The organism is Billgrantia antri (assembly GCF_017868935.1).
In the GTDB taxonomy this organism is placed as follows: domain Bacteria; phylum Pseudomonadota; class Gammaproteobacteria; order Pseudomonadales; family Halomonadaceae; genus Halomonas; species Halomonas antri.
Genome location: NZ_CP053383.1, coordinates 3,825,644 through 3,843,433 on the forward strand (window position 1 = coordinate 3,825,644; position 17,790 = coordinate 3,843,433).

The 17,790-nt window shown below is 65.0% G+C and carries 13 protein-coding genes and 1 riboswitch; of the genes, 6 read left to right on the forward strand and 7 right to left on the reverse strand.

All coding sequences use genetic code 11. The annotated features are described in order from the left end of the window. Positions 1 to 80: 80 nt before the first annotated feature. The 3 genes from malT (at position 81) to ugpC (ending at position 5,702) form a co-directional block, all read left to right on the forward strand. Positions 81 to 2,786, forward strand: coding sequence for an HTH-type transcriptional regulator MalT (gene malT, locus HNO53_RS17705; protein ID WP_209473910.1), 2,706 nt, complete (start codon positions 81 to 83; stop codon positions 2,784 to 2,786). Positions 2,787 to 2,922: 136 nt separating this feature from the next. Beyond that, on the forward strand, positions 2,923 to 4,599 hold the full coding sequence (locus HNO53_RS17710) for an alpha-amylase family glycosyl hydrolase (protein ID WP_209473912.1): 1,677 nt from the start codon (positions 2,923 to 2,925) through the stop codon (positions 4,597 to 4,599). Continuing rightward, on the forward strand, positions 4,587 to 5,702 hold the full coding sequence (gene ugpC, locus HNO53_RS17715) for a sn-glycerol-3-phosphate ABC transporter ATP-binding protein UgpC (RefSeq protein WP_209473913.1): 1,116 nt from the start codon (positions 4,587 to 4,589) through the stop codon (positions 5,700 to 5,702). The genes HNO53_RS17710 and ugpC overlap by 13 nt, the downstream gene beginning before the upstream one ends. A 55-nt stretch (positions 5,703 to 5,757) precedes the next feature. On the opposite strand, the gene HNO53_RS17720 is transcribed toward ugpC, so the two are convergent. Further along, positions 5,758 to 6,735: a sugar-binding transcriptional regulator gene (locus HNO53_RS17720; protein WP_209473915.1), complete on the reverse strand. Its 978-nt coding sequence runs from the start codon at positions 6,733 to 6,735 to the stop codon at positions 5,758 to 5,760. A gap of 67 nt (positions 6,736 to 6,802) precedes the next feature. Beyond that, positions 6,803 to 7,282 carry an RpiB/LacA/LacB family sugar-phosphate isomerase gene (locus HNO53_RS17725; protein WP_209473917.1) on the reverse strand — a complete coding sequence of 160 codons (480 nt, stop codon included), beginning with the start codon at positions 7,280 to 7,282 and terminating at the stop codon, positions 6,803 to 6,805. A gap of 347 nt (positions 7,283 to 7,629) precedes the next feature. Between HNO53_RS17725 and tal the strand changes: the two genes are divergently transcribed. From tal to HNO53_RS17740, 3 genes are all read left to right on the forward strand, one after another. Next, the gene (gene tal / locus HNO53_RS17730; RefSeq protein ID WP_209473919.1) at positions 7,630 to 8,589 is read left to right on the forward strand and encodes a transaldolase; all 960 of its coding nucleotides are present in this window, start codon (positions 7,630 to 7,632) and stop codon (positions 8,587 to 8,589) included. Between the two features lie 16 nt (positions 8,590 to 8,605). Beyond that, a complete protein-coding gene (tkt, locus tag HNO53_RS17735) occupies positions 8,606 to 10,603 on the forward strand; it encodes a transketolase (protein ID WP_209473921.1) in 1,998 nt (665 codons plus the stop codon). Between the two features lie 161 nt (positions 10,604 to 10,764). Further along, positions 10,765 to 10,942: riboswitch (FMN riboswitch) on the forward strand. Positions 10,943 to 11,043: 101 nt separating this feature from the next. After that, complete coding sequence (locus tag HNO53_RS17740; RefSeq protein WP_209473923.1) at positions 11,044 to 11,523, forward strand: 6,7-dimethyl-8-ribityllumazine synthase; 480 nt, start codon at positions 11,044 to 11,046, stop codon at positions 11,521 to 11,523. Positions 11,524 to 11,729: 206 nt separating this feature from the next. Here the strand turns inward: HNO53_RS17740 and HNO53_RS17745 are convergent, their stop codons facing one another. From HNO53_RS17745 to HNO53_RS17765, 5 genes are read right to left on the reverse strand one after another with little or no spacing between them, the layout of a single operon-like run. Continuing rightward, entirely contained in the window at positions 11,730 to 12,689 is a 960-nt protein-coding gene (locus HNO53_RS17745) for a D-ribose ABC transporter substrate-binding protein (protein WP_209473925.1), read from the reverse strand. 12 nt (positions 12,690 to 12,701) lie between these two features. Next, positions 12,702 to 13,865, reverse strand: a complete 1,164-nt coding sequence (locus HNO53_RS17750) for an ABC transporter permease (RefSeq protein ID WP_209473927.1) — start codon at positions 13,863 to 13,865, stop codon at positions 12,702 to 12,704. Positions 13,866 to 13,892: 27 nt separating this feature from the next. Beyond that, positions 13,893 to 15,434 carry a sugar ABC transporter ATP-binding protein gene (locus HNO53_RS17755; protein ID WP_209473929.1) on the reverse strand — a complete coding sequence of 514 codons (1,542 nt, stop codon included), beginning with the start codon at positions 15,432 to 15,434 and terminating at the stop codon, positions 13,893 to 13,895. 29 nt (positions 15,435 to 15,463) lie between these two features. Next, complete coding sequence (locus HNO53_RS17760) at positions 15,464 to 16,120, reverse strand: DUF2291 family protein (RefSeq protein ID WP_209473931.1); 657 nt, start codon at positions 16,118 to 16,120, stop codon at positions 15,464 to 15,466. 57 nt (positions 16,121 to 16,177) lie between these two features. After that, positions 16,178 to 17,767 carry a glycerol-3-phosphate dehydrogenase gene (locus tag HNO53_RS17765; protein ID WP_209473933.1) on the reverse strand — a complete coding sequence of 530 codons (1,590 nt, stop codon included), beginning with the start codon at positions 17,765 to 17,767 and terminating at the stop codon, positions 16,178 to 16,180. Between the last annotated feature and the right edge of the window lie 23 nt (positions 17,768 to 17,790).

Sequence of the window (17,790 nt, forward strand, 5' to 3'; positions counted from 1 at the left end):
CGCCCTTGGTCGAAGCCTGTCCTTTCGATGAGCAATAGCAGGCATACTGGCTGAATCGTTACAGATACGTGCCCGTCGCCATGCCTCTGCTCCAGGAAAAGCTAACTCCGCCTGCCCTGCCCGTCAGTGTCGTCGCCCGGGAGCGGCTAAACGACCGCTTCGCGCTGACCGAGCGGGTGCGCCTGCTGGTGGTCCAGGCCCCCCCGGGGTACGGCAAGAGCACGCTGCTGGCCGAGCGTCTGCCGCAGTTGGACCAACCGGCGGCCTGGCTGCGCCTGGATGCACGCGACGACGCCCCCGAACGCTTCGCTGCTTACTTTCACGCCACCCTGGCCGAGCTCTGCCGCCGGCTCGGTCTCACGACGGCGCTACCCCCGCCGGGCGACCTGCCTGGCGCCATGGAGGCGTGGCTCGCCGCCCTGCCGCACGAGGCCCCACCCGCCAGGCTGGTGCTCGATGACTTCCACCACCTGCGCAATCCACGGACCCTCGAGGCCCTGCGCCACTGGCTCGACCACCAGCCGCCCTGGCTGACCCTCACCCTGGCCTCGCGTACCCGCCCCAAGCTGGGTACGGCGGGGCTGCGACTACGCGGTGAGCTGGAGGAGATCGGCGTGACCGAGCTGGCCTTCGAGCTGGAGGAGGCCCAGACGCTGTGCGCCGAGCAGCTCAGCTTCCCGCCGACGCGCGTGAGCCTGGAGCGCGCCCTGCGCCGTACCGAGGGCTGGCCGCTGGCGCTGGCCTGGCTGATCGAGCGCACTACCACCAGGGCCGCCTTCGATAGCCTGCTCGAGCGCCTCGACGGCGCTCATCCCGACTACGTCGCCTGGTTCGACGAGCTGCTCGAGGACAGCGTCGACGAGCAGGACCGCCAGCTATTGCTGCAGCTCGGCGTGCTGGAACGCTTCTCGCCGACTTTGACGGCTCGGCTGTTGGAGGGGGAGCGGCTTTCTCAGCGACTGGAGGCGCTCGAACAGGGTGGCCTGTTCCTCGAGCGAGTCGAGCCTCACTCGCAATGGCTGCGCTTTCATCCGCTATTCGCCGGCTATCTGCGTCATCGGCGTCACGAACTCTGCCTGGCGACCCAGCGTGAGCTGCACCAGCGCGCCAGCATCGCCTGGCTGCGCCTGGGCAACCCGGCCCTGGCTCTGGCCCAGGCAATCGAGGCCGAAGCGCCCGATGCGCTGGCCGAGCTGCTCGAGCAGCAGGGTCCCACGCTGCTGGCCAATGGCCACTTCGCCCTGCTGGCCCGTGGACTCGCTGCCCTCGGCGACACCCGCCTGGTCGACTCGCCGCGGCTGACACTGCTGCACGGCTGGGCCTCCCACGCCCAGTACCACTTCGACCGCACCCGCCAGGCCATCGACTGGATCGAGGCACAGCTCGAGGCCCCCGAATGGGGGGAGCTGGGCGCCGAGTTCGCCACCCTGCGCGCCCAGTTGGCGATCAACGAGGGCAACGCCGAGCGCGCCGCCCCGCTGGCCGAGCAGGCCCTGATCCTGCCGCCCCGTTACCTGGCGGGCACCCCGCTCACCGCCGCGTCCATTCTCGCCGAGGCGCGCTTCGTCCAGGGAGAGCTGGCCGAATCGCTCGAGCGGACCCGCCGGGTGGAGCACGAAGCGGCGCGCCTCGGCGACGAGCAGCGCCGGCTGTGGGCGCTGTGCCATCAATCCGAAACGCTGGTGGCACAGGGGCGCCTGCAGGCTGCTTTTGACGTGCAGGAGCGCGCCATGGCCCAGGTCGAGCGCTGCGGCCTCGACCGCCTGCCGGTGGCGGAATTCCTCTATCGCATCCGCAGCCAGCTGCTGTGGGAGTGGCAGCGCCTCGACGAAGCGGAGCAGGCGGCGCTGAAGGGCATCGAGGTGCTCGACACGCAAGGCGAACGCTGGACCCTGCAATGCCACGTCGGCCTGGCCAAGGTGGCCCTGTCGCGGGGCGACCCGGCCCAGTGCGCCGACCATATTCGCCGGGTACGCAAGATCCTGGTCCAGGGCGACTACCACATCGACTGGCAGGCCAACGCCCATGCCACCCTGCTCGCCTGGTGGCAGGCCAACGGCGACCTCGACGCCGTGGCCCGCTGGCTGCAGGAGGCACCGGCGGGAGATCCGGCGCGGGCCAGCAATCATTTCGCCCAGTGCAATCTGCGCAATCATGCCCGGGCACTGACCCTGGTCGGTCGCTTCGACGAAGCCGGTGCCCTGCTCGCGGCACTGGAACGCCAGACCGAGCGACTCGGACTTGTCACCGACGCCAACCGCAACCGCCTGTGCCTGGCGGACCTGGCCTGGCAGCGCGATCGCCACGACGAGGCGCAGGAGCACCTGCGCCAGGCGCTGACGCTGGCCACCCGCACGGCACTGGCCGGCAGTTTCCTGCGCCTGGGCCGGGCACTGCCCGATATGCTCGCACCGCTGCTGGAGGACGAAGGCCTCGACCCGCTGGCCAGGCGCCATGCCGAGCGGCTGCTCGAACTCGCCCGGCGCCAGCGTGAGTTCGGCCGCGCGGTGCGCCTGCTGCTCGACGACTCGGTGATCGAAGAGATCGTCTCCCGTCCCGACGTGCCGGAGCTGATCCGCACCTCGCCGCTGACCCGTCGAGAATGGCAGATCCTCGGCCTGATCCACGCCGGGCTCTCCAACGAGCAGATCGCCGAACAGCTCTCTGTGGCGCCCACCACGGTCAAGACCCACATCCGCAGCCTCTACCAGAAGCAGCACATCCGTCGACGAGAAGAGGCCATCGCGCTGGCCGGCGAGCTGCTCATACGCATCCAGGCGGAGTAGTTGCCGGCCTCCCCTCTCTACACCTCCTCCCCCCTGCTACGCCTCAAGCATCCCGGGCGTAGAGGATTCCCCCCGCGGCCCGCGACGTCACCATCGATCCTACGTTTCCCCGTATGGCAAGCGACAAGGACAACGCATGAACGCACAGCAGATCTACGGCAGGCAGGGTCAGGAGTGGTGGCGTGGCGCGGTGATCTATCAGATCTATCCGCGCAGCTTCATGGACAGCAACGGCGACGGCATCGGCGACCTGCGCGGCGTGATCGACAAGCTCGACTACATCGCCTCGCTCAACGTCGACGCCATCTGGCTCTCGCCCTTCTTCACCTCGCCGATGAAGGACTTTGGCTACGACGTCGCCGACTATCGCGGCGTCGACCCCATGTTCGGCACGCTGGAGGATTTCGACCGCCTGGTGGAGGCCGCCCACGCCCGTGGGCTCAAGGTCACCATCGACCAGGTGCTCTCGCACACCTCCGACCAGCACGCCTGGTTCAGCGAGAGCCGGGCCAGCCGCGACAACCCCAAGGCCGACTGGTACGTCTGGGCCGAAGCCAAGGCCGACGGCTCGCCACCAACCAACTGGCAGTCGGTATTCGGCGGTAGCGCCTGGCAGTGGGATACCCGCCGCTGCCAGTACTACCTGCATAACTTCCTGGCCAGCCAGCCGGATCTCAATTTCCACCACCCCGAGGTGGTCGAGGCGATTCTCGACGAAGTGCGCTTCTGGCTCGATCGTGGCGTCGACGGCTTCCGCCTCGACGCGATCAACTTCTGCACCCACGGCGAACTCAAGGACAATCCGCCCCGCCACGAGGCGGTGGAGAGCTTCCTCGGCACGCGGCCGGACAACCCCTACGGCTTCCAGCAGCATCTCCATGACAAGACGCAGCCCGAGAACCTGATCTTCCTCGAGCGGCTGCGGGCCCTGTTCGACGAGTACCCCGGTACCACCAGCGTCGGCGAGGTAGGCGATGACGACTCGCTCAACGTGATGGCGGCCTACACCCAGGGCGGCAACCGCCTGCACATGGCCTACTCCTTCGACCTGCTCGGCGAGCGCCACGACCCCGAGTTCCTACACCGGACGATGACCGCCATGGAGGCACGCATCGGCGACGGCTGGCCGTGCTGGGCGCTGGGCAATCACGACGTACCACGCCTCGCCACGCGCTGGCACGCCGAGGGCGATGCCGTCCGGCTGCGCCTGTACCTGGCCTTCCTGCTGACCCAGCGCGGCAGCGTCTGCCTCTACCAGGGCGAAGAGCTGGGCCTGCCCGAGGCCGAGCTGACCCTGGAGCAACTGGTCGACCCGGCCGGTATCACCTTCTGGCCCGCTTACAAGGGCCGTGACGGCTGTCGCACCCCGCAGCCCTGGTGCGCCGACACACCCCATGGCGACTTCTCACCCAGCGCCCCCTGGCTGCCAGTGCCCGACGAACACCTGGCGCTGGCCATGGACCGGCAGGACGACGATCCCGATTCGCTGCTCAACGCCTACCGCGCCTTCCTCGCCTTCCGTCGCGAGCATATGACACTGGTGAAAGGCGACGTGCACTACCACCCCTTGCGCGACGAGGTGCTCTGCCTGGAGCGCCGCCATCCCGGCCGGGCGCCGAACGAACGACTGCTGGTGGCACTCAACTTCAGCGCCGAGCCGCGCACCCTGACCGCACCGCGCGAGGCGAGTCCGCTCGACGATGCCCCGGCACTGGTCAACGGTATCTGGAGCGATGGCAAGGTCCATCTGCCGCCCTACGGCGTCGCCATCGCGCGCTGCCCGGTCGGCGAGGAGGTCACATGGGACGTCTGACGCTCAGTGGCATCGGCAAGGATTACGCGGGAGTCGAGGTCTCCCGCGACATCGACCTGGTCATCGAGGACGGTGAGTTCGTCGTCTTCGTCGGGCCCTCCGGCTGCGGCAAGTCGACCCTGCTGCGCATGATCGCCGGGCTAGAGGAGATCAGCCACGGCGAGATGCGCCTCGACGGCGAGCGCATCAACGAAGTACCGCCGCAGGAGCGCGACATCGGCATGGTGTTCCAGTCCTACGCGCTCTACCCGCACATGACGGTGGCCGAGAACATGGCCTTCGGCCTCAAGCTGGCGCGCACCGGCAAGGCCGAGATCCGCCGCCGGGTGGAGCACGCCGCCGAGATGCTGCATCTCGGCGAGCTGCTCGAACGCAAACCCAAGGAGCTCTCCGGCGGCCAACGCCAGCGGGTAGCCATCGGCCGCACCCTGGTCAAGGAGCCGGCGGTGTTCCTGTTCGACGAACCGCTCTCCAATCTCGATGCCGCGCTGCGGGTCGACATGCGCGTGCAGATCGCCGAACTGCACCGGCGCCTGGGCGCCACCATGATCTACGTGACCCACGACCAGACCGAGGCGATGACCCTGGCCGACCGCATCGTGTTGCTGGCCGGCGGCCGCATCGCCCAGGTCGGCGCCCCCCTCGCGCTCTACCATTACCCGGCCACGCTGGAGGTAGCGCGCTTCATCGGCTCGCCGCGCATCAACACGCTGCCGGTCACCATCATCGACCCAGGCCGCCAGCGCACCGCGGTGCGCCTACCCGACGGCGAAACGCTGGCCGTGGCGGTCGACGGCACGCGTCTCGAGGCCGGCGATACGGCCATGCTGGCGGTACGCGCCGAGGACTTCGTCACCCCGGCCGAGGCCGAGGTACGCCTCGCCGCACGACTGCTGGTGGCCGAGAAGCTCGGCTACGAGACGCTGGCCCACCTGCGCGTGGAAGGTGTCGGCGAGCCCCTCGCCCAGCGCCTCGATGGCCTGGCCCACCTGGAGGAGGGCCAGCACATCGAGCTTGGCCTCTCGGGCGAGCGCTGCCATTTGTTCGGCGCGGACGGCATGGCCTGCCCACGTCAGGTGGAGATTCCTGGTATTGCCCTGTAAGCCCCGACCTGAATGCTCCATGCTTTAACTACGGGGCATTCTCGCGATCCGAGGCTCAACGTTCCGTCACCGTCGCCTCATCGAGATGAATGATGGTATGCGCATTGGTGACGCTGGTGGCCAGGGTATCCACCACCCCGGTGCGCAGGGCACCAAGGATCCCTGCCGCCTTGGTGTTCTCGCTGGCGATGGCGATGACATCGGGTATACGCGCCAGGTCGGTAAGGCTGAGCCCGATCACCCGCCCCTGCATAGGGGTGGCCGAAGGCCCGCCATGGATATCGATGAAGTGGCAGCCCATGATGTCCCCTACCGTGCCGGCAAGGCGAGCTTCAGCGATTTCCTGGGGTGAGAACCAGCCCATGCGCACCATGTTGCTGTCTTCACTGAGGTCGCCGACACCGACCAACGCCAAGTCGGCGCGACGGGCACGATCCAGGGTCTGCCTGACGGTGCGATTCTCGTAGAGTTCGTCGCGCAGCGCCGTGCTCTGTACCAGCGCAGGGGCGTAAAGCGTCTCGCTATCGCCACCAAACTTCATCGCCAAGCGCCGGCAGATATGGTCCGGGTTCATGTATTCGCCGGCCCGCTGAGATCCACCGATGGCGCAGACGAAGGAGCACTTGCGTTCGCCCTGCGTAAATACGTTGTCCGCGACCGCACCGACGTTACGTCCCATGCCCACGGTGACGATACTGCCCTCCACCAGGCTGCGTGCCAGATGATCCGCCACAAGACTGGCCACTGCCGAACGCTGGGCGTCGGTGTCGCCTTGATCCAGCGCGATAAGCGCGCGCTTGATGCCGAAGCGCTGCTTTAATTCCCGTTCAATCTCAGCGCTGACAGCGGGGTGCTGACGTACCCGCACATCGACGATACCCTCCGCCTGGGCCTTTTTGAGCAAACGTCCCACGCGAACGCGGGAGATACCCAGACGATTGGCGATGACTTCCTGTGTCTCACCTTCCACATAATAGAGGGTGGCGATTTCAGTCATCATATCGATATCGGCGTTCTCGACACGCTCATTCATGGCATGGGTCCCACAGTCTCAGGTTCTCGACAAGCGGGACACGATAGCACAACCCTCCGCGTGGTAATCAGACACGCGAATGGGTCAGCCCACGCTCGTATTCCTGAATTCGCGCCACCTTGGCGACCGATGCTCCGCCCGGAAAATCGTTCTTCAGGAACGTCGCTACGATTTCCTTGGCCAGCTCCGGCCCCACCACTCGAGCCCCCAAGGTGACGATTTGCGCATTGTTGCTGGTCCTGGCCTTGCCGGCGGAATAGGTGTCGTGCGCCTGCGCGGCACGAATGCCCGGTACCTTGTTGGCGGAGATGGCCACCCCGATGCCGGTGCCGCAGACAAGGATCCCGCGATCGAATCGACCGTCGGCAATCGACTCCGCCACCGTCACCGCCACATCGGGATAGAGGATCGGCTCGGCATTGTAGGTACCGAAATCTTCTACCTCATGCCCCAGCGAGCGCACATGCTCGATCAACATCTCCTTGAGCTGGAAGGCGGCCTCGTCTCCACCGATGGCCACACGCAGCGGCTTGGCTTGACTGAACATGACTGTCACCTCTGTGTGAAGGGAGTTTCGACCTGACCAGAGGGCCATCCTCGGCCAGGCCCTATGATCAAAATAACACCGGCTTTTCATTTGTAAAGCTATTGATCATAAGAACACCCAATCTCTCCATGCCAACCTTCGCGACACACGCGCTTCGTGACCATAAAAGATCCAAAGTATCAATATAATACACTGATATTCATAATAATCCCTCCCAACAAAGCATCATAACAGCGACCCTTCCGCCCGATAGCACCTTGACACCTTCAGAAATGGCGTCGATCATTTGAACACAAACAAAACAAATATACATCGATATCGATCGTCATATCGACAGGAGTCACGACATGCCCACCCAACTCGACGCCCTCAAGCAACTCTCCCTGGTAGTCGCTGATACCGGCGATCTCGATGCCATCCGCCGCTACCAGCCGCAGGACGCCACCACCAACCCCTCGCTGATCCTCAAGGCCTTCGAATTGCCCGGCTATCAGGCCCTGATCGACGAGGAACTGGCGGTAATTCGGGCCGAGGGCGGCGACCGACAGACCCAGGCCGAACACGCCGTGGACCGCCTCGCCGTGGCCATGGGCTGTGAGATCGCCAAGGTTGTGCCCGGCCGCGTCTCTACCGAGGTCGCCGCCAGGCTGTCCTTCGATACCCAGGCCAGTATTCGCAAGGCCTTTGAGGTGATCGAGCTGTATGAACGGCGCGGCGTGGCCAAGGACCGGGTATTGATCAAGCTGGCCTCGACCTGGGAGGGCATCCGTGCCGCCGAGGTGCTGGAGAAGGAGGGCATCCAGTGCAACCTGACCCTGCTGTTCAGCGACGCCCAGGCCCAGGCCTGTTTCGATGCTGGGGTGTTCCTGGTCTCGCCGTTCGTCGGCCGAGTCACCGACTGGTACAAGCAGGCGACCGGCCAGGACTTCACTGCCGAGAACGACCCCGGCGTGCAGTTCGTGCGCGGGGTCTGCCAGCGCGTCAGTCAGGGCGGTTACGAGACCGTGGTGATGGGGGCCAGCTTCCGCAATATCGGCCAGGTGCTGGCGTTGGGCGGCTGCCCACGGCTGACCATCTCCCCGGCGCTGCTCGAGGAGTTGGCCGCCAGCGATGGCGAGGTGGCGCGCAGGATCGTGATGGAGAGCGCCAGTGGTCAGCGCCCAACGCCGCTGACCGAGCCCGAGTTCCGCTGGGGCCACAACCAGGACGCCATGGCCAATGACAAGCTGGCCGAGGGCATCCGCCGCTTCGCCGAGGATCAGGCACGTCTCGAGGGCCTGATCGCCGACCGTCTCGCTGCCCACTGACCACAGGAATTCCGTTATGCCGACCCGTTTCGAACTGGCCAACGCCATTCGCGCCCTGTCCATGGATGCCGTACAGAAGGCCAAGTCCGGCCATCCCGGCGCCCCGATGGGCATGGCAGACATCGCCGAAGTGCTGTGGAACGACTACCTCAAGCACAACCCCAACGACCCGAAATGGCCCGACCGCGACCGCTTCGTGCTGTCCAACGGCCACGGCTCGATGCTGCTCTACTCCCTGCTGCACCTGACCGGCTACGAGCTGGAACTCGAGCAGCTGCGCAACTTCCGCCAGCTGCACGCCAAGACCGCCGGCCACCCCGAGTTCGGCTACGCGCCGGGCATCGAGACCACCACCGGCCCGCTGGGCCAAGGCCTGGCCAATGCCGTGGGCATGGCCATCGCCGAGAAGACCCTGGCGGCCCAGTTCAACCGCCCCGGCCACACCATCGTCGATCACCAAACCTACTGCTTCGCCGGCGACGGTTGCATGATGGAGGGCATCTCCCATGAGGTGAGCTCGCTGGCCGGCACCCTGGGGTTGGGCAAGCTCACGGTGTTCTACGACGACAACGGCATCTCCATCGACGGCGAGGTCGAGGGCTGGTTCACCGACGACACCGCCAAGCGCTTCGAAGCTTACGGCTGGCACGTGGTGCCCAACGTCGATGGCCACGACCCCGAGCAGATCAAGGCGGCCATCGAACTGGCGCGCAGCCATGAAGAGAAGCCGAGCCTGATTATCTGCAAGACCATCATCGGCTTCGGCGCGCCCAACAAACAAGGCAAGGAAGAATGTCACGGCGCACCGCTGGGCGACGAAGAAGTTGCCGCCGCACGCAAGCAGCTCGACTGGCCGCACGCGCCGTTCCATGTACCCGAGCCGATCTACCAGGCCTGGGATGCCCGCGAGCAGGGCAAGACCCAGCAGGACGACTGGCAGGCGCGCTTCGCCCGTTATCGCGACGAACATCCGGAACTCGCCCGAGATTTCTCCCGCCGCACCCAGTGCCAGCTGCCGGCGGAGATCACCAGCGAGGCGTTCATCGAAAAGATGCAGGAGCAAGGCGAGACCATCGCCACGCGCAAGGCCTCGCTGCTATGCCTCAACGAACTCGGCCCGCAGCTGCCCGAGCTGCTTGGCGGCAGCGCCGACCTCGCCCCCTCCAACCTCACCTTCTGGAGCGGCGCCAAGCCGATCTCGCGGGAGAATCCGAGCGGCAACTACCTGCACTACGGCGTGCGCGAGTTCGGCATGGGCGCGATCATGAACGGCATCGTGCTGCACGGCGGCTTCATCCCCTACGGCGCCACCTTCCTGATCTTCATGGAGTACATGCGCAACTCGGTGCGCATGGCGGCGCTGATGGGCAAGCGTGCCATCTATGTGTTCACCCACGACTCCATCGGCCTGGGCGAGGACGGCCCCACCCACCAGCCGATCGAGCAGCTGACCAACCTGCGCACCACGCCCAACCTGTGCACCTGGCGCCCCTGCGACGCGGTCGAGACCGCCGCCGCCTGGGATGCCGCGATCAAGCGCAACTCCGGCCCCACCGCGCTGGTGCTGTCGCGCCAGAACCTGCCCCACCAGGAGCGCAGCAAGCAGCAGCTGGCCGAGATCCAGCGCGGCGCCTATGTTCTCAAGGACAGTGAGGGCACGCCCGAGCTGATCCTGATCGGCACCGGCTCCGAGGTCGGCCTGGCGATGGACGCCGCCGCCGAACTGGAGAGCCAGGGCCGCGCGGTGCGCGTGGTCTCGATGCCCTCGGCCTACCGCTTCGACGGCCAGGACGCCGAGTACCGCGAGAAAGTGCTGCCGCGCGCCGTAACCGCACGGCTCGCCATCGAGGCCAGCCACCGCGACTTCTGGTACAAGTACGTTGGCCTCGATGGTCGTGTCGTTGGCATGAGTACCTTTGGCGAGTCCGGCAAGGCGGAAGACCTGTTCCCGCACTTCGGCTTCACCGTCGACAATGTCCTTGAGCAGGCCGAAGCGCTGCTTAGGAAGTACTGAATAATTGCCAGCGTAGCTCAATCGCTGCGTGGACTAGCTCCTGATTCCAGGACCGACATAGAGGATCCGGCCGGCGCCGATTTCTCGATGCAGAGACCAGCTTGACTGGCGGCGCCTGTCGCCGCCGCATACAATGACCCGACTGCGGCTTTGGTCGCAGTCATTGTTCTCAGGGCGGGGTGAAAGTCCCCACCGGCGGTGATGGCGACTTTTGCCTCAGCCCGCGAGCGCCCGGTCCGGTTCCTGCGTCGCATCCTGACGACGCTGGCGTGATCGGGGTCAGCAGATTCGGTGCGATTCCGAAGCCGACGGTGATAGTCCGGATGGAAGAGAACGGCGCCTCCGACGGGAGCGGGCGCGCGTGGCCGATGCCGCGTGGCTCGGTTGTCGTCGATGGGTTCCGCATGCCCTGATTCTGGTTATGATAAACGAGGAAGACCATGAATCAGTCCACCCCCAGTCACTCCCCTCGCATCGCCTTTATCCAGGCGAGCTGGCATAGCGATATCGTCGGCCAGGCCCGCGAGGCCTTCACCACCACCCTCGCCGAGAGCCACGGCATCGAGGCCGACCGGGTCGAGGTGTTCAGCGTCGCCGGCGCCTACGAAATCCCCCTGCAAGCCAAGCTGCTGGCCAAGAGCGGTCGCTATGACGCCATTGTCGGTGCCGGTTTCGTGGTCGATGGCGGCATCTATCGCCACGACTTCGTCGCTCAGGCGGTGATCGATGGCATGATGCAGGTGCAACTCGACAGCGAGGTGCCGGTGCTTTCGGTGGTGCTCACCCCCCACCATTTCCACGAGCATGCCACCCACACGGCGTTCTTCCATGAGCACTTCGTGACCAAGGGACGTGAAGCCGCCGACGCCTGCGCCATGACACTGGAGAACCACCGCAAGGCACGTCAACTAAGCGACTGAGGCAATCCCTCAGACACCATAACGATACTGCCCGGCACTTGGCCGGGCAGTATCGTATATCAGCGGGATGATGGACTTTCCCGTCGACAAGCCTTCGCGAGGGCGCTGTAAACCCTTCCATGGGCGCTACTTTTGCCATCCCTGGCAAAAGATCCTCGCTTCGCCTTGTCCCCGGCGCCCATCACCGTTGGGTGTGGAAAGGAGCCCTATTGCTGCGCAAGCACGAAGGGGGCCGTGTACTGATCCACGTTATCCGCAGTGACCAGCAGGCAGTCGAAGAGATGTTTCTCACTGTCAAAGCCGGTCTCGCCGGTACGGATGTACTCGTCTGCCATGCGAACCGCTTGCTCGGAGAAGATCGCTACCGGTTGCAGAACCGTATAGGCCATCTCGCCAGCCTTGACCGCATCGATCGCGTCGGGCGAGCCATCGAACCCACCGACCACCACATCGTCGAGTTTGCCGGCTTCCTTGAGCGCCGCGATGGCACCGAGTGCCATCTCGTCGTTGCCGCTGATCACCCCTTGGATGCCGGGATTGGCCTGCAACAAGCTCTGCATCTTGTTGTAGCCCTGGGTGCGATCCCAGTTGGCGACGTCCACGCCGACTCGCTCCAGGCTCGGATACTGACTGAGCACGGTCTCGTAGCCGTTCGAGCGTGTCGCGGCGTTATTGTCGGAGGGCGCGCCCTTGAGCTCGACGTATCTCGCCTCACCGCCAATTTCCTGTACCCACTGCTGGGCGCCCAACGCCGCTCCCTGAGCGTTGTTGGATACCAGTTGCGCCTCGGCCAGTCCCTGCTGGTTGATCTCGGCATTGACGATGAACACCGGGATCCCGGCGTCGACGGCCTTGCGCACGGCACCAATGGAACCATCGGCATTGGCCGGGTCGAGAATGATCGCCTTGGCCTGATTGGTGATCGCGGTATCGATCTGCCGGCTCTCGGCGTTGGTATCGCCTTTATGAGAACTGACATTGGCCTGATAACCCAACTCCTCGGCGGTCTCGCGGGCAACCTTGCCCTCGGTGAACCAGTAGGGGTTGGAATTGTCGTTGACGATGATCGAGATGAGCCCCTGATCCTGGGCCGAGACGGCTCCGGCGAAGAACGGAGCGCTCACGGCGAGAGCGGCGATCAGCAGGCGCTTTCCAGTCTTGAACATGGTGGACCTTCCTTACTGTTGTGGTTGTGATGCCGATTCCTCGGCTGGGCTTTCCACAGCGGTATCCGCACGCCAGGTCGCGTTACGCTGCTGTGAGGAAGACGTCTGAGCGTCGGAAGGCGCCGGGCGCTTCTTCTTCCGGCCGCTGTATTGAATGCTGTTGAGCAGTACGGCGAGAACGATGACGGCCCCCGTGAACACGGTCTGCCAGTAGGACGAGACGCCGATGATCACCAACCCGTCGGACAGGAAGCCGATCACAAACGCCCCGAGCAGCGTGCCCCGCACGTTGCCACGGCCGCCGGTCAGCGCCGCGCCGCCGATGACCACGCCGGCAATGGCGGTCAGTTCGTAGGTGGTGCCTGCCGTCGGTCCCGCCGAGGTCAGTTGCGACGACAGCACCAGGCCGGCGATGGCGGCGCAGATCCCCGACAGCACATAGACCGTCACCTGCACGCGCTTGACCGGCACCCCGGACAGCTCCGCCGCCCGGGCGTTGCCGCCGGTGGAATAGACCCAACGGCCGAAGGGGGTGCGCGTCAGCGCCAGCATGGCGGCGATAGCCACGGCCGCCAGAATCAGCACGCCGACCGGCACGCCAAACAGGCGATTGAAACCGAGCCAATCAAAGCCGGTATTGCCAAGCTCCGGGCTGCCGCCGAGGTTGTTGTAGGTAAGGCCGTCGGTCATCAACAGGGCGACGCCGCGGGCAACATAGAGCATGCCCAGGGTGGCGACGAATGCAGGCACCTTGAAATAGGCGATGAGTACGCCATTGATCGCACCGACGAAAGCCCCCAGCGCGCAGGTCAGAACCACGACCGCCCATACGGGGGGATATACCACGACGCCGAAGAATTCGAACGACACCCCCTGCATCAGGAAACCGGCGAACACGCCCGCAAACCCCAGTGTCGAGCCCACGGACAGGTCGATGCCGCCGGTGAGGATGACCAGCAGCATGCCGATGGACAGCAGTCCGAAGATCGCCACATGCGAAGACATGGTCAAAAAGTTGTTCGCCGAGAAGTAGACCGGCGACAGGATCGAGAAGATGACGATGATCGCGATCAGGGCGAAAAACGCCCTGCCCTCGAGCAGCAGGCGCCCCAGGTCGAGGCCGCCACCGGACGAGCCCGGTCGTGTGGATGCTGTGGCTTGGCTGACGTTGGTCATTGTTATGGTCTCCGCTATTCGTGTGAATCACGCGACCACGGCTTCACCCGAGGCGGCCATGATCTCTTCTTTAGTGACGTCGGCACCGAACTCCGCCGAGATCCTGCCGCGACTCATCACCACGACCCGGTGAGCGATACTCAGGCATTCGCCGACCTCGGAGGTCGAGAAGACGACGGCCAGCCCTTGCCGTGCACCTTCACTGAGTAGCCGGAACACCTCCGCCTTGGCGCCGATGTCGATACCGCGACTGGGCTCGTCGAGCAGCACGACCCGGGGATGCGTCGCCAGCATCTTGCCGATGACGACCTTCTGCTGGTTGCCACCCGACAACGAGCCGATGTCGGCGTCACCGCCGTCGGTCTTGATATGCACGTTGCCAATGGAGGCCTCGACGACATCCCGTTCCTGCCGGCGCGAGGTGAAGAGCCACTGGGTGAACGCGCCGATACTGGCCAGCGAGAGGTTCTCGCCCACCGACATCGTCTGTACGAGCCCGTCTCGCTGGCGATCTTCGGGCACCAGCACCAGGCCCTCCTCGATGCGCTCGGCGATGCTCAAGCTCGTGACGTCGTGCCCCTCGAGCACGACGCTCCCCCCCGCCAGTGGGGTGCGGCCGGCGACGCTCTCGAGCAGTTCGGTGCGACCCGCGCCCATCAGCCCGTAAATGCAGACGATCTCGCCGGCACGCACGTCGAGGGATAGCCGATCGACGGCCGAGCGGTCGGGCACCGAAGCATCGGGGACGGACACCTCGCGCAGCGACAGCGCCACGTCTCCCATGCGGTAGCCGGTGGGCGGCGAGCCGAGGTCGAAGCCCTCGCCGACCATGTTGCGCACGATCCACTCCAGGTCGATGTCCTTGCGCTGGGCGTAGGCCGTCATGATGCCGTCACGCAGCACCACCGCGTGGTCGGTGATCTGCAGCGCTTCCTCCAAGTGGTGAGAGATATAGACGATCGAGACACCACGGCTCTTGAGATCGCGGATCACCCGAAACAGCACCTCGACTTCCGAGGCGGAGAGCGCCGAGGTCGGCTCATCCATGATCAGGATTCGCGAGTTCGCCGACAGCGCCCGTGCAATCTCGACGATCTGCTGCTGACCCAGACGCAGGTCTTCCACCAGGGTCAGCGGATCAATGGGCTCATCCAGCTCCTCCATCAGCAGCCGTGTCTGGCGCTCCTCCTCGGCGTAGTCAATGTTGGTCGGCCCACCCAGCTCGCGTCCCATGAAGATGTTGTCGCGCACGCTGAGATTGGGCGCGAGACTCAGCTCCTGATGGATGATCGAGATGCCGAGACGCTGTGCCTCCGTGGTCGAGGCGATACTCACCGGCTGGCCCTCCAGGAGAATCTCGCCCGATGTCGGCTGAAGCACACCCGACAGGATCTTCATCAACGTCGACTTACCGGCACCGTTCTCGCCGAACAGGGTGGTGACCTGGCCGCGATGGATATCGAAGTTCACCGTCTTCAGGGCATGGACATTGCCGAAGGACTTGGCGATGTGACGTGCCGAAAGGATGACTTCATCGACGCTGTCTTCTTTGTGAGGTATCTGACTCATGACATGCTCACCCTTGAGGGATGTCTGGCTCACTGCACGTCCAGCCGGACCGGTGTCACGAGCCAGTTATGCGGATTGATCAGCTGGAAGACACCAGTGACCGCGATGGTCTTGCCGGTCAGGTCACTGGTATCGATATCCGCCAGCACCTGCTGCTTCATCTCGGCGTTGATCGCCGCCGCGGCATTCTGGTATTCGATCTGGTTGGTGAATTGGCCGAACTGGATGTCGCCGGTGGCATCACGCAGATCGGTCCCATTGATGGCCGGCCCGGTCTGCACCCGAATCGTCAGATCCTCGGGAACGCCTTCGACATCGACTGTGTAGATGCCGGCCTTGCCCTCTCCAACCACACCGGAGAAGCTGAGGGGAATCACCGGGCCGATGCCGGACGGCACCCCATAGCGCTCGCCGGCCGCGGTCTGGTCCTCGGCGATGGCGGCCGCCAGCTTGCTGGCCTCGACGGTACGCTCCTCGACGTTGGCCCGGACGATGGGGAACTGCTCCGCACCGAAGCGTTCGGCCGAAAAACCGTCATTCCCCAGGTCCGCTTCCGATCCAATCTTCACGACCTTGGTGTCCAGGGCCATGGCGGCCAGCAGGACGAGCGCGATACCGATTGCCGTGACGATGCCACGCCCTTTCCTGGGCCGCGGTATCGGTTCCGCGTTGACTGATGCATTCATGGTGAAACGACCTCTTGTTGTTGGAATGTCTGTGCCGGCGCAAGCGGCGGACCGGGCTCAGGAAGTGGCCATGCTGTCAGCGCCGACGGCGGCCTTGACGCCCCGGGAAGCGTCGATCTCCCGCGCCACCCAGGCCTCGACCCTTTTGACCTCCTCATCGCTCATGACCAGGTAGAGCTTGGTGCGTCGCTCGAGGATGTCCGCGGCACTGCGCGCCCACTCGTGCTCGACCAGATAACGGGCTTCCACGGCGTAGAGATCGGCCCCCAGGTGCTCGCCCAGATCCTCGTGACACTTGGCCTCGCCGAGTATCCATCGGGCGATGGTGCCGTAGAGGCGGGCATAGCGGGTGATAGTGGCCTCCTCGAGCCAGGGGTAGTCGCGCTTCAACCCCTTCAGGAAGACCTCGAAGTCAGCACTGGGCATGTCGCCACCGGGCAACGGCACGGTCTCGTTCCAGGTCTTGCCCATCTCCGGGAAGTAGGGAGCAAGCTTTTCCAGGCCGTGCTCGGCAAGCTTGCGATAGGTGGTGATCTTGCCCCCGAATACCGATAGCAGCGGCGCCTTGCCGTTCGCAGCTGAGACATCGAAGACATAGTCGCGGGTCACCGCCGAAGGGTTGTCCTGAGAGTCATCGAATAGCGGGCGGATGCCGGAGAAGCTCGTCAGGATGTCGTCTTGGGTATAGGGGGTCTTGAAGTAGCGATTGACTACGCCGAGCAAGTAGTCGATCTCCTCCTGGTCGATGGCCACCTTGTCCGGATCGCCCTCATAGACGATGTCAGTGGTGCCCACCAGCAGCTTGTCACCCTCGTAGGGATTGACGAAGATCACCCGCTTGTCGTCGTTCTGCAGCAGATAGGAGTTGGCGGTGGCATAGCGCTTGGGCAACACGATGTGGCTACCCTTGACCAGCTTGACCCTGTCCTTGCCCCCCTGATCGAAGGCGCCCTTGAGCACCTTGTCCACCCAGGGGCCCGCGGCGTTGATCACCGCCCTTGCGGCGAGAGTGGTGATCTTCCCGCTCTCGGTGTCGGTGAGCTCGACCTCCCAGCGATCGGCCAGGCGGGTGGCCTTGGTGCAGGCGGTGCGGGTGAAGATCCTGGCCCCGAGGCGCGCGGCGTCGAGGGCGTTGAGTACCACCAGGCGCGAATCGTCCACCCAGCAATCGGCGTACTCGAAGCCCCTGGGGTACTCGTCCTTGATCGCCTCGCCTTCCGGGCAGGTACGCAGGTCCAGGCCGCGGCTACCCGGCAACAGATCCTCCTTGCCGCCCAGGTGGTCATAAAGGAACAGGCCGGCCCGAACCAGCCAGGCCGGACGCTGCTCAGGGCTGTGGGGCAGCACGAAGCGCATCGGCCAGATGATGTGGGGCGCCTTCTTCAACATGACGCTGCGCTCCTTGAGCGCCTCGCGTACGAGGCGGAACTCGTAGTACTCCAGGTAGCGCAGGCCGCCGTGAATCAGCTTGCCGCTGCGCGACGAGGTGCCCTGGGCCAGATCGTCCTTCTCGCACAGCGCCACGGACAGGCCGCGACCGGCGGCGTCCCGGGCGAAGCCCGCACCGTTGATGCCGGCACCAATGATCAGCAGGTCGTAGAGGGGACGGCGGTCGCGCGTCTGGGCCTTGGCGGATGAATCGGACATGCTTGCCTCCATTCGGGGGAAAT

Coding starts and splice junctions, on each gene's coding strand:
- malT (WP_209473910.1), top strand. CDS start 81: ATGCCTCTGCTCCAGGAAAAGCTAACTCCGCCTGCCCTGCCCGTCAGT.
- HNO53_RS17710 (WP_209473912.1), top strand. CDS start 2,923: ATGAACGCACAGCAGATCTACGGCAGGCAGGGTCAGGAGTGGTGGCGT.
- ugpC (WP_209473913.1), top strand. CDS start 4,587: ATGGGACGTCTGACGCTCAGTGGCATCGGCAAGGATTACGCGGGAGTC.
- HNO53_RS17720 (WP_209473915.1), bottom strand. CDS start 6,735: ATGAATGAGCGTGTCGAGAACGCCGATATCGATATGATGACTGAAATC.
- HNO53_RS17725 (WP_209473917.1), bottom strand. CDS start 7,282: ATGTTCAGTCAAGCCAAGCCGCTGCGTGTGGCCATCGGTGGAGACGAG.
- tal (WP_209473919.1), top strand. CDS start 7,630: ATGCCCACCCAACTCGACGCCCTCAAGCAACTCTCCCTGGTAGTCGCT.
- tkt (WP_209473921.1), top strand. CDS start 8,606: ATGCCGACCCGTTTCGAACTGGCCAACGCCATTCGCGCCCTGTCCATG.
- HNO53_RS17740 (WP_209473923.1), top strand. CDS start 11,044: ATGAATCAGTCCACCCCCAGTCACTCCCCTCGCATCGCCTTTATCCAG.
- HNO53_RS17745 (WP_209473925.1), bottom strand. CDS start 12,689: ATGTTCAAGACTGGAAAGCGCCTGCTGATCGCCGCTCTCGCCGTGAGC.
- HNO53_RS17750 (WP_209473927.1), bottom strand. CDS start 13,865: ATGACCAACGTCAGCCAAGCCACAGCATCCACACGACCGGGCTCGTCC.
- HNO53_RS17755 (WP_209473929.1), bottom strand. CDS start 15,434: ATGAGTCAGATACCTCACAAAGAAGACAGCGTCGATGAAGTCATCCTT.
- HNO53_RS17760 (WP_209473931.1), bottom strand. CDS start 16,120: ATGAATGCATCAGTCAACGCGGAACCGATACCGCGGCCCAGGAAAGGG.
- HNO53_RS17765 (WP_209473933.1), bottom strand. CDS start 17,767: ATGTCCGATTCATCCGCCAAGGCCCAGACGCGCGACCGCCGTCCCCTC.